This is a genomic window from [Scytonema hofmanni] UTEX 2349, assembly GCF_000582685.1.
GTDB classification, from domain to species: Bacteria; Cyanobacteriota; Cyanobacteriia; order Cyanobacteriales; family Nostocaceae; genus Hassallia; species Hassallia hofmanni.
The window spans coordinates 573,376-585,616 of sequence record NZ_KK073769.1; the positions used below are offsets into that span (position 1 = coordinate 573,376).

At 40.3% G+C, this 12,241-nt stretch carries 11 protein-coding genes; 7 read left to right on the forward strand and 4 right to left on the reverse strand.

The genetic code is table 11. From position 1 onward, the window contains the following. Positions 1-64: 64 nt before the first annotated feature. Entirely contained in the window at positions 65-433 is a 369-nt protein-coding gene (locus TOL9009_RS0132625; protein ID WP_029637572.1) for an STAS domain-containing protein, read from the forward strand. Positions 434-555: 122 nt separating this feature from the next. Here the strand turns inward: TOL9009_RS0132625 and TOL9009_RS0132630 are convergent, their stop codons facing one another. Next, the gene (locus tag TOL9009_RS0132630) at positions 556-1,149 is read right to left on the reverse strand and encodes a chromophore lyase CpcT/CpeT (RefSeq protein ID WP_029637573.1); all 594 of its coding nucleotides are present in this window, start codon (positions 1,147-1,149) and stop codon (positions 556-558) included. A gap of 718 nt (positions 1,150-1,867) precedes the next feature. Between TOL9009_RS0132630 and psb29 the strand changes: the two genes are divergently transcribed. Next, positions 1,868-2,575, forward strand: a complete 708-nt coding sequence (gene psb29 / locus TOL9009_RS0132635) for a photosystem II biogenesis protein Psp29 (RefSeq protein ID WP_029637574.1) — start codon at positions 1,868-1,870, stop codon at positions 2,573-2,575. Between the two features lie 207 nt (positions 2,576-2,782). On the opposite strand, the gene TOL9009_RS0132640 is transcribed toward psb29, so the two are convergent. Beyond that, on the reverse strand, positions 2,783-3,457 hold the full coding sequence (locus TOL9009_RS0132640; protein WP_029637575.1) for an ExbD/TolR family protein: 675 nt from the start codon (positions 3,455-3,457) through the stop codon (positions 2,783-2,785). A 55-nt stretch (positions 3,458-3,512) separates the two neighbouring features. Beyond that, complete coding sequence (locus tag TOL9009_RS0132645; RefSeq protein WP_029637576.1) at positions 3,513-4,301, reverse strand: MotA/TolQ/ExbB proton channel family protein; 789 nt, start codon at positions 4,299-4,301, stop codon at positions 3,513-3,515. Between the two features lie 211 nt (positions 4,302-4,512). Here TOL9009_RS0132645 and TOL9009_RS0132650 point away from each other — a divergent pair, with 211 nt between their 5' ends. The 3 genes from TOL9009_RS0132650 to TOL9009_RS0132660 all read left to right on the forward strand — a co-directional run bounded on the left by TOL9009_RS0132650 (position 4,513) and on the right by TOL9009_RS0132660 (position 7,713). Next, a complete protein-coding gene (locus TOL9009_RS0132650; protein ID WP_029637577.1) occupies positions 4,513-4,827 on the forward strand; it encodes a YkvA family protein in 315 nt (104 codons plus the stop codon). A gap of 131 nt (positions 4,828-4,958) precedes the next feature. Beyond that, a complete protein-coding gene (locus tag TOL9009_RS0132655; RefSeq protein ID WP_029637578.1) occupies positions 4,959-5,777 on the forward strand; it encodes a sugar phosphate nucleotidyltransferase in 819 nt (272 codons plus the stop codon). Between the two features lie 331 nt (positions 5,778-6,108). After that, positions 6,109-7,713: a peptide ligase PGM1-related protein gene (locus tag TOL9009_RS0132660; protein WP_029637579.1), complete on the forward strand. Its 1,605-nt coding sequence runs from the start codon at positions 6,109-6,111 to the stop codon at positions 7,711-7,713. A 980-nt stretch (positions 7,714-8,693) separates the two neighbouring features. Here TOL9009_RS0132660 and TOL9009_RS0132670 read toward each other — a convergent pair. Next, positions 8,694-9,155 (reverse strand): DUF29 domain-containing protein, encoded by a 462-nt coding sequence (locus TOL9009_RS0132670; RefSeq protein ID WP_029637581.1) that lies wholly within the window; start codon positions 9,153-9,155, stop codon positions 8,694-8,696. Positions 9,156-9,615: 460 nt separating this feature from the next. Between TOL9009_RS0132670 and TOL9009_RS0132675 the strand changes: the two genes are divergently transcribed. Both TOL9009_RS0132675 and TOL9009_RS41285 read left to right on the forward strand, forming a co-directional pair. Beyond that, on the forward strand, positions 9,616-10,953 hold the full coding sequence (locus tag TOL9009_RS0132675; RefSeq protein WP_029637582.1) for an ATP-binding protein: 1,338 nt from the start codon (positions 9,616-9,618) through the stop codon (positions 10,951-10,953). 276 nt (positions 10,954-11,229) lie between these two features. Then, a partial coding sequence (locus TOL9009_RS41285; protein WP_144238480.1) for a tetratricopeptide repeat protein occupies positions 11,230-12,241 on the forward strand: 1,012 nt, incomplete at its 3' end.

Here is a 12,241-nt window from a genome sequence, read left to right on the forward strand (position 1 = left end):
CTTACTAGTCCAAAGCTAAATACAGCTAATGTCAATTTGACAGAAGCGCCAACGGGAGGCGAACGTGATTCATATAGATCAAAAAACTTACACAACTCAAGATGGCAATACCGTTATTGTCTTAACTCCATCCGGTCGGCTAGATATTACCACAGCTTGGCAATTTCGCTTGAAGTTACAAGAATGTATCTCCAAACTGAGTCGTCATGTAGTTGTTAATCTCGGTCAGGTGAATTTTATTGATAGTTCTGGTCTGACATCTTTAGTGGCGGGGATGCGCGATGCTGATAAAGTAAAAGGTAGTTTTCGCATCTGTAATGTACATCCAGAAGCCAAACTGGTGTTTGAAGTGACGATGATGGATACAGTCTTTGAAATCTTTGAAACTGAAGAAGAAGCTTTAGAAGGTGGACCTCGCAGCATCGCTAGTTAAATTTTCGATGTGTGGATTTTGCGAAAAGTTTTGAGTGTCGGTTTCCTCCGTTCAAAGCTTTTCAAAAGGATGCGTGGATTTAACTGCAATCCAAAAACCACACATCGAAAATCTCAAATTCCTCAAAATTGATTTTGCTTGGTATAGCGATAAGGACCCAAAATAGCTCCCCAAGTTGCTTTTCCTGTTTCCGGGTCAATTCCTTTGTCATAGCTATAAAATTCGTTTTTAGTGGCTTCAAACCCTAAGGAAACTTGGATGGTATTGCCACTATAAGTAAAGCAACAGCGACTCTCTGGTGGTGCAGTAGCTGTAAATTTGTAGCAATGGTGACTTATTTCTTGTATCGATACAGAAAGAATGCAACCTGGTAGTAAGTCTAATTGGTCTGGTGTCAGGGTATTTAATAAAGCAGGGTTTTGACCAGCGCATTTTAAGGTTGCTGGATCTTTAGGCATATAATATTGCACTTGGATAGTATCAGCGTCAGGCTTTTGCTGTAACCGCATAATTCGCTGACGGTAAGGCTGATCTAATTTGAGAATATTAGCTTGTTCAGCAAACAGGGTAAAACTGTCTTCTAAAAATAAAGCAACAGGTCTTTGCCACATACGCAGATGAACATACCAAGCTGGATCGGCGATCGCTTGAGTGCGATTATCAAATTCACCAGCCAAATAGTCAGCTAAGGCAGTTAACTCTGGCGAGAAGCTCATAAATAGTACAATTATCAAGTATCATAATTTTGCCATACCTATGCCATCAAGAGGGAGAAAAGGGAAAGTATGAGGAAATTGCTTGCTATAACGGGTTATTATCCCAAATTTAACCAATACGCAAAGTGGGGACTTTAAACCCGTACAGAGGGAAAGAAAAGAAAAAAGGGCATGTTTTAAATAACTTCTTCTCTTCCAATACCCTTTTTTCCTTTCCCCCTTTTCCCCTCCCCTTTTGTAAACCTCAACTTGGCAAACTTGCCGTGAAGCGAGAGCTAGATTAAATCGTCAAATTTTTGGAAGACAGTTATTCATGGTTGCTCAAAGTGAGAAAGTTGACAGCGTTATAAATTGCTGGTATTCTTGAATCACTGCCGAAAACCAAGGCATAATTGTCCGGTTTGTAAACCGCAGTTTTGTCAAAACTAACCAGCCTGTTACAGGGTCGAACGGGAAGTCCACGTTTCGTTAAATTGGTTGAAAATAGTACGTGACTCATAGCTAAAAGCTTCAACTAGTTTTTCTGTAACCATATTTAATCTCGATTAGGCTCGGCTAGAGCCGAATTTACGCCTGTGGACAAGAACCCGCCGACGGGCTTGGTTGAAGCAGGAAGCAGACCCTTCAGGAGCAATCTTGATTGAATGGTAAGACTTAGATAAGCTTAACCAAGTTTTGTGTAGCAGAATAAAGATACGTAGCCCAAAAAATTTTCTTTGTGAATAACGTTCGTACTGTCTCTGATACAAAAAGAACATTCTATAACCGCCATACACGTCCGATAAATACGATTTATCGCCGAGTGGTGGAAGAACTGATGGTAGAAATACATCTGCTCTCAGTAAATTCCGATTTTAGCTACAATCCAATTTATGCCTTGGGCGTCGTCACTACATTCGACCGCTTCATGCAAGGCTATCTGCCAGAAGAAGATAAAGAGTCGATTTTTAATTCTCTGTGTCAGGCTATAGAGGAAGATCCGCAACGTTACAAACAAGATGCACATCGTTTGCAAGCTTTAGCACAAAGCTATGCGTCCAAAGATTTGATTGGGTGGTTAAGCCAAACGACTCACTTAGATCGAGATGCGGACTTGCAAGAACAATTACAAGCGATCGCTAATAATGCCAATTTTAAATATAGCCGCTTGTTTGCGATCGGTTTATTTTCTTTATTAGAACTGTCAGATCCAGAATTAGTCAAAGATGAAAAACAGCGCATTGAAGCACTGAAAACCGTTGCTAGTGGCTTACATTTATCTGATGACAAGCTCACTAAAGATTTGGATCTATACCGTTCTAATCTAGATAAAATGGCGCAGGCACTAATTGTGATGGCAGATATGCTTGCAGCCGATCGCAAAAAACGCGAACAACGTTTACAGCAATCAACCACTAAAGTTGCTCCTCCATCTACAAACGAATAGTTCAAAATTAAAAGTTACGAGTTAAAAGTCAAGAGTTATGAGTTAAGAGTTATTAATAATTCCTAACTTTTAACTTTATACCCTTTTAGGGGAGACAACGAAGAGGGGGGAGACAAGGAGATGGGGAGACAACGAAGAAAATTCACCTTGTCCCCTTGTCCCCCTTGTCCCCCTTGTCCCCCTTGTCCCCCTTGTCCCCTTCCCATCTCACCTTTTAGTTGGCGTTTGAGGGGCTGGCACTTGGGGTAAAACTGGAGAAACGCCATTAGGGGGAGGATTAAGCCCTTGCCCAGGCAAAGGCTGAATAGGCTCATTTGGGGGTAGATTGAAGTTCGGGTTGCTTTGTGGATTAATGGGAGCAACTGGCGCGGTATTTGGTACAGGTGCAGCACCTGGATTAACGGGGAAAGGGGGGATAACAGGTAGTGATAATGTGGGTGGTGATGAGTAAGTAGGTTGAACTACAAAAGAGATTTGAGTACCCCCCTGTTGTCTCCATAAATCTACCATCTGCATAACATCGTTATAAGCCGTTGACTTAGTAACTTTCAACGCCAAAATGCCATTAGGATTTTGCTTGAGATAATTTTTGTAATTCTCCGCTAATTGCTGTCGTTGTATCGTTTGTCCATTTAAGGAAGTTTGACCGATGGCATCGATACCCAAAGTTAATATCTGCTGTTGCGACTGTAGTTGTAGATTTGAAGTATTAGGTACTGCTGTACCTGTACTAGCTTTAGGCAAATCAACATTAATCGCTTCTTGTCGAGTGAATTGCAAAGCCGCCAAAATAAAAAATGTCAGGATACAAAAAACAACATCAATTAACGGAATGATTTGAATTTGGACTTCTTCAACTGGAGTATGCAGGTTAACTTTCATCTTGTTTTCACACCGGACTTGAATTATTGACTTTTGACTTCCCCGAAGGGGTTGACTATTCCTCTGGATCTGATGAATGTAAATCAGATTCGTTCGGTGATGATTCGGGAGGAACTTCCGAAAACTTGTTTTTACCTCTTTTGCGGGGTGCAGAGAAGTTTTCCCGTGAGGAATCTCGTTCTCGACCGGGCGGCAGAGCTTTTTCTATGGGATTATTGCTAAAATCAGGCGGTGATTGCCGATAAAGCAATTCCATATCATTTCCCGCTTTGCGAAAAACTTTAACTTGGTTAACGAGAAAAGCTTGAAATAAGCGGTAGAATACCAAACTAACGATCGCCACAATTAGTCCTGCTGCCGTACTGATTAGAGATTCCCCAATACCAGTAGTCACCCCAGCTGTCGATTCGGTTCCCAAATCACCAATGCGAATAGATCGCAAAGCCTGGATCAAACCCAAAACCGTACCCAACAATCCTAATAATGGCGCAAGGGCAATCACAGCTTCTAAAACTTTTTCCCCGCGTCGCATCCCCGCTAATTCATCTTCTGCGCTTGCTTCTAGCGCCAGTCTAAAGGTTTCCGTGTCAATTTTGGGCAGGCTTAAGGGTGCAAAAAGAAAGCGTCCTATAGGCTGATTCGTCGCTTGTCTTGCAATATCCCTAGCCGCTACCCAATTTTCACCGGCTACATCCAACACGCGATCGACTATTTGCTTTTCTTGCGTTAAAATTCTTAACCAAAACCACAAACGCTCGAAAATCACGCTCAAAGATAAAACCGACAGGGCAAGCAAGGGCCACATCGCCGGTCCACCCTTGTGTATCAAATCTAAAATATCCACTGTTTTCGGTTTCCTCCATTTATTTTGTGTGCAATTATCCCAAAGCATTTTAATTTTAGAGATTAATGCACCACACCCTGTGTTATCTATCACAAGATAGAATTTAATGTTGCTTGAGAGTAGCGTCTTCACTCACTAATTAGGGCGGTTATTCCCACAGGAAGTTTAGGGCATAATTTGCCAAAATTAAAGTTAAGTGGAGGTCTAAAACATGAACTTTTCAATTCAAGCAGTTTACAATTGGTATCGTAATTTACTTCGCAACCCCAAATACCGCTGGTGGGTTATTTTAGGAACACTGTTTTATTTTGTCAGCCCCTTTGATGTCGTCCCAGATTTCTTTCCCATTGTGGGAGAACTGGATGATGTTTTTCTTTTAACACTATTAGTTACGGAAATGTCCCAAGTAGTGATTGAAGGTTTTAAAGCCCGTAAAGGTGATGTAGATACTACAGCTGCCAACACTGCTGAAACTTCTACCTCTAACTCCGACACTATTGATGTTGATGCTGTCTCTGTCAAGTAGATACCGCTTAGAAATAAAACTTAATCAGTCCCCTTTCCCTCTATTCACAATTTACCTTCGTGATTAGGGGGATATTCGTAGTAAGCGCTGAAGCGCTTACTAAGTATAAAATTATTAATTTGAATTACTCTATGAATAATAGCGATCGCCTAAAAAAGCCCCAAATTATTGGACTGTTACCTGCCGGTGGACATGCAACAAGGATTTCACCTTTACCACTAAGTAAAGAATTATATCCAATTGGCTTTCGGTCTGTAGGTGATGAATCTAACTTACGACCAAAAGTAGTTTGTCACTATCTGCTAGAAAAAATGCAACTCGCAGGAATTGATCGGGCTTATTTTATCTTGCGATCGGGTAAATGGGATATTCCCGCTTATTTTGGTGATGGGGAGATGCTTTCGATGAATTTGGGCTATTTAATGATGAATTTGCCTTTTGGTGTCCCCTTCACTTTAGATCAGGCTTATCCCTTTGTTGGTGATGCTTTGGTAGCTTTGGGTTTTCCTGATATTCTCTTTCAGCCGGAAGATGCTTTTAAATTAATTATTACACGCCAACAGGCAAGTGATGCCGATGTGGTTTTAGGATTATTCCCCACAAATCAACCGCAGAAAGCTGGGATGGTTGACTTCGATGATACAGGTAGAGTCCGTTTAATTATTGAGAAACCTCCCCAATCAAATTTGCAATATATGTGGGGTATTGCTATTTGGAAACCGACTTTTACAGAGTTTTTACATCAATATTTGATTACTCTCAAGGCTAAGAGCAACTTATCACAGTTACCAGAAATACCCATTGGTGATGTGATTCAAGCTGCTATTCAACAAGGTTTTCATGTAGAAGCTGAAGCATTTCCCGATGGTACTTATTTAGATATTGGTACACCTAATGATTTAGTGCGAGCAGTGCGGCAATTTACGGCTTGTAATAATAATTTACCGTAGAGACGTTTCGCCGGAACCTCTCATCAAAGCGTAAAATTTTAAATTAACAATATGAAATAATTTTTTTGCCTTATAATATTGCTTCCTATTTTTGATTCTATACCGATTTTCATTTGAATCACATACATGTTCAAAAAATAAACGTAGAGACGCGAAATTTCGCGTCTCTACATCAAGTATTGCACGCAACCTAGAACCGCTATAGTCAAATGTTAATTCAAAATAGGAAGGGCAAATATCAAAGAAGTGTTGCGTTTTCAGCGCGTCTGGTTGTTTTTTAAGATATACAAGAGTAATAACCCAGTATGGGGATCAATATAGGATAAAGATTATGGTAACGTTGAATATTTCTGAGTCAGAGCAAGCCGATCGCTTTCGGGAACTGCAATTAACTTTACGCGATCGCTGGAAAACTATCGAGCTATTTGATAATAGTGATGCTGATATTTTAGTTGTTCCCTCTCTTAGTCTTGACCAGGGAGAACTTCAGAAAATTGAAGGTTGCGAACATTATGAAGAACGATTGCTATTTTCTTTGATGCGTTTGCGAAATCCCCGCACCAGGCTAATTTACATCACATCAATGCCCCTGCATCCCAGTATTATTGATTATTATTTACAATTATTGCCGGGAATTCCCTTTTCACATGCTCGCAATCGTTTGCTGTTACTTTCTACTTACGATTCTTCTCTCAAACCTCTCAGCCAAAAGATTTTAGAACGTCCTCGTTTGCTAGAGCGAATTCGTGAAGCTTTGAGGCTAGAAAAATCATTTATGATCTGTTACAATTCAACATCTTGGGAAGGTGAATTATCTTTGAAATTAGGTGTACCCTTGTACGCAGCCGCACCTAATTTACAGATTTGGGGAAGTAAAAGCGGCAGTCGAGAAATCTTTGCTGAAAGTAAAGTTCCCCTTCCCGATGGTAGCGCTCTTGTTTGGAGTAGCACAGATTTAGCAGAATCAGCAGCGAATTTGTGGGAACGTCAGCCAAATTTAGAAAGAATGGTGGTGAAACTGAATGAGGGCATTTCTGGAGAAGGAAATGCGTTATTAGATTTAAGAGCGATCGCCGAATTCGCACCACCAGAAAGTTCTCATGCTGATAGAGTAGCTGCAATAAGCGATCGCTTCAGTTCTCTGCGCTTTCAAGCGAAAAAAGAAACTTGGGAGAACTTTAAGACGAGAATCACCGAGTTAGGAGCGATTGTTGAAGCATTTGTGGAAGGAGAAATCAAGCGATCGCCTAGTGTTCAAGGACGTATCACACCCAACGGTGATGTAGAAATTCTCTCAACTCATGACCAAATTCTCGGAGGTCCAGACGGTCAAATTTATCTTGGTTGTCGATTTCCTGCTGACGAAGCTTATCGATTGCAATTGCAACAATTAGGCATAAAAGTAGGCAGAAAACTAGCGGAAAAAGGGGCATTAGAGAGATTTGGGGTAGATTTTATCGCCGTTGACAAAGGAGATAATCAGTGGGATATTCAGGCGATCGAAATCAACTTGCGTAAAGGTGGTACTACCCATCCTTTCATGACTTTAAAGTTATTAACCAACGGACGCTATGACCTCTCCACAGGATTATTCTACAGCCAACAGGGACGACCCAAATACTATATGGCTACCGACAACTTGCAAAAAGACCGCTATCAAGGATTGTTACCCAACGATTTGATGGATATTATCGCCCATCACAGATTGCACTTTGATAGCGGAACCGAGATAGGCACAGTATTTCATTTGATGGGATGTCTTTCTCAATTTGGCAAGTTGGGATTAACCTGTATCGGAGATTCTCCCCAACAAGCGGAAGAAATTTATAACAAAGTTGTCAAAGTTTTAGACGAAGAAACTCGCAGCAACAAAAACGATTTTTCCTCATTCTCAGATTACGCTTTTGCCACCACTTGGGACGGGTATAGTTTTTAGGGAATTGGGAATAGGGCATTGGGCATTGGGCATGGGGTAAAATATTCCTCTCCCCATTAAAAAATACTCTCATCATAATATAGCCTTTCCTAATCACATGAGGTAAATCATAGCCCCCTCCTCGCTTGCGGGGAGGCAGGGTGGTTTCATACCATCAGAGAAAAATTAAAACCAGTTATCAAAGCCTCTCCCCCCGTGGGGGAGAGGTTTGGAGAGGGGTCAAAATCTATGATTCAAAACGAGAAATAGAGGCTTTCATATTTTTCTTTTTTCGTATGAAACCACCCTGCCTCCTCGCTTGCGGGGAGGGGGTTGGGGGTGGGGTTCTTGTACCTCAATTGGGTGAATTTTTCCAAGTTGATATTGGCTTGTTTATAGATTATGCTGTGGGCTAAATTCTCTAAGTCCGCGTTTACGGACTTAGTTAGTGTAGCCGCAAATGGAATTCGTGGGGGCTTTAGTTGACTAAATCTACCCAAATGAAAAAGCAATATGGCTTTTTACTTGTTGAATCTACCCAAAGGAAAAAGCAATTTGCCCAAATTAGTAAGTCGAAGTTCATTTGACTTGCTAAATCTACCGAAATGAGTAAGTCAAAGCTTATTTGACTTGCTGAATCTACCGAAATGAGTAAGTCAAAGCTTATTTGACTTGCTGAATCTACCGAAATGAGAAAGCAAAAGCTGATTTTGAGTAAGTCAAAGCTGATTTGACTTGCTAAATCTACTGAAATGAGAAAGCAAAAGTTGATTTTGCTTTGTCAAAATGACCTTTTGCTTACTAAATCTACCAAAATGAGAAAACAAACACCCTAAGAGGGTATATATAGCGGTTATCGGTTAAGTGAGGTAAATAAAACTTTCCCCTCTCCTTAATAAGGAGAGGGGTGTCCGGAACGGACGGGGTGAGGTTCTATATTGCACCCAACTGAAAACCGCTATAAATTTTATAAAGACGTTGCAATACAAGGTTTCTAGGTTTTAATCTGGTAAAAACTCTTCATCTAAACATTCATCCGCAGTAAACGGAGAGTCTACCGCAAAAGTATCAAGGGTTAATCCAGTTTCATCACTGGCTTGCTTTCTTGCATCTTGATAACACTGAGTAAAAACTTCCTGGAAATATGGTTTTAAACTAGGACTATCCTTAAAAGTTATTCTCAACCTGCGGCGATGTTCTCTAATAGTTCCTTTCCAACTATTAGAGCGTTTATCCTGCTGGTATTTATATTTTAGTAAATGCATTAATAGAACAACTAAATTACTCTCAAGCGCGTGTTTTTCACTTCTCCCCATGCATTCAATCTCTTCAATCAGATTTTCTAAATCAACCTCAGAAAATCTGCCTTCTTTTAATTGTTTAGCAGTTGTCTCTATCCACAGATAAAAATCTTGATCGTAAAGATGATAGTTTGTAAAGACGGTTGGTTGAGGCACTGTCATCTGATTTTTTAACCTCCCAAAATACAACCAGTAAACTTAATTTAATCCCGCTCTTGCTATGCTCGTTGCATATGTAAATAAATTGCTTTTGGGTGTATGCTAAGTGAAACTTGAGACGAGAGCAAGTAACATGGTAACTATAATAATAACAATTTAGAGAGCCAGGGCGAATAGAATTCGCGGCTACACAAACAAAGTCCGCCTTCGCGGACTAAGTACAGCGAGCGCATAAGAACGAGCGCGTTTTTTAACGCAGAGGAGCGCGGAGGTAAGCGCAAAGTGACGCAGAGTTTTTGTTATAAATTTTCGTCATTAACTTATGAAATGCTGTATTAAGATACAAGGGTGTGTTACGCCGCAGGGTAATGCCATAATACACTTTGCGTATACTCTCCCCATTACTCACTGCAAACCTGCTACCATAACCAAATACGTGTATTAACTTAGGTAGCCTGTAAAAATGGATTTACTAGCTGAAATATACAATTCTTTTAACCCTTTTGAGACTGCATCAAAAGAAGAATATGTTGATTGTCGAGAGGTGCGTGGTAATTGGGAAGTATATCAAGAGTTGGGAAAGAAAATTGTACTTTCAAACAAGGCAACCTGTCAGCTATGTTCGGGACATCGAGGTACGGGGAAATCAACTGAGTTATTGCGTTTAAAAGAAAACTTAGAAGGAAGGGGATATTTTGTTGTCTATTTTGCGGTAGATGATCAAGATATTGAACCGGAAGATGTAGAATATGCTGATATATTAATGGCTTGCACACGGCATTTGGTGGAAGCAGTCGAGATAGAACAGCATAATCCCCTGCTGGAATGGATGAAATCACGCTGGGAATCTTTCAAAGACTTGATGCTGATGGAAGTATCTTTTGAAAAGCTGAATTTGGAACAGCAGATTTCTCTGTTTTCCAAAATTACCGCAACAATCAAAGCTGTCCCCGATATGCGACGGGAAATAAGGCAAAAGATTAATGCGAATACACCTTCGTTGGTTAAAGCGTTAAATGACTTTATTTTACAAGCTCAAAAATCTTTACCGAAAGGTAAAAATAACGGGTTAGTTATAATTGTTGATAATCTCGATCGCATTGTCGAGGTTAAGGAAGAAGGAAGACCGAGCAATTATGAAGAAATCTATTTAAATCGTAGTGAAATGTTGCGGGGTTTGAAGTGTCATATTCTCTACACTGTGCCTATTGATGTTGTATATTCAGATTTGGCAACTAATTTTGACACTAGCTACCATAATATTGAAGTAGTGCCGATGATGATGGTAAGAAATCCTAATGGCGATGCTAACGAAACTGGGTTGAAGAAACTGCGAGAATTGATTTGTCAGCGTGTTAGATTAATTGAGCCAAAACTGGAAAAAACATTAGAGGGGAAAGTCAAGGGTTTAGATTTACCAGCTGTGTTTGATAGCCCAGAAACACTCAGACAACTCTGCTTAATGAGTGGTGGACATATGCGGGATTTGATCAAGTTGATTCAAAGTGCGATCGAGCAAGTTGATCAATTACCGATTACATCCAAAGCTGTAAAATTAGCGATTGAGGGAATGCGTGAAACTTACCGCAAAGGTGTTCAAGAACATCATTGGGATATTTTAGCTAAAGCTAATAGTTGTAAAGATAAGAAAGACGATAAGGAACATTTACGTTTGCTCAGAAATCGCTCGTTGCTGGAATATCGCTATTATGATGAAAACGATTCCCTTCGGATTTGGTGTGATGTTCACCCATTGATTGAGGGAACTCCCAAGTTTAAAGATGCACTTAGTAAAATTTAATCTTCAACCCGAACCCCTCTCTAAATCTCTCCCCCACTGGGAGAGAGACTTTGATTGTTTAACCCGAACCCCTCTCTAAATCTCTCCCTCACTGGGAGGGAGACTTTGATTCTTTCTCCCCTTCCCTTGTAGGGAAGGGGTTGGGGGTTAGGTTTGAGAGAAAGTTTTGTAGGATGTATTATGCCGTAGGAAGATCGCACCATCCCTTTTAGGTGCGTGATTGTCGTTCCGTCCATAACTTACCCTACCTACCATGTAGACTATATTTTGGATGATATGAGTACCACTAATTCGTCTGAAGATGCTGTACCTTCAAGGGAACAAGTCTACAAAACCCTTTTAAGATCGCTACGGCTAAAAAAAGGGTTTGGGATTGTGTTTGTGCAATGTTCCCCCGCAGAAGCTATGAGTTTGATTCGGGAAGTGGGGGAAGATTTACCCCAAAAACGGATTGGTGTTTTGAAATTAACTGAGCCAATTGATAATTTATACGATTTGGTGGCAAATCGTTCTGATTGTCATGATTTAAATATTCTGTTTATTCAAGGTTTGGAAAAGTCTCTTGAGCCTTATATTAAACCGGGATATGGTGGTGAGGGAGAATATTATAATCTGAATACTGTTCCGAAAATTCTCAGTCATTTAAATCAGAGACGAGAAGGTTTTAGAGACAATTTTAGTAATATTTGCTTTGTTCTGATCTTACCGTTGTTTGCCATCAAATTTTTTATTCGTCGCGCTCCAGATTTTTTCGATTGGAGTTCGGGAGTATTTGAGTTTCCCTACAAGCGAGAATTTATAGAACAATTTTATGAACAGTTAATACAAGGAGAATATTCTCAATATTTAAATCTCACCCCCGAAGAACAAACTCAAAAAGTTTTAGGGTTTGAGATGCTTCTAGAAACTGAGCAGTCCCCAGAGCGAAAAGCAAATATTTTGTTTGAACAGGGAAATTTGTTTTTTGCTGGGCAAGATATGATAAGCGCGATCGCATCTTACAATCAAGCTGTGAAAATAAAGAGTGATGACCCCAAAGCTTGGTACATGCTGGGTATTGCGCTGGGTAATTTGGGACAGTTTGAAGAAGCTGTTGCATCTTACGATGAAGCTGTGAATATAAAGAGTGATGACCACCAAGCTTGGTACAACCGGGGTGTTGCGCTGGGTAATTTAGGACGGTTTGAAGAAGCTGTTGCATCTTTCGATGAAGCTGTGAAAATAAAGAGTGATTTACACGAAGCTTGGTACAACCGGGGTATTGCGCTCTCTGATTTAGGACGGTTGG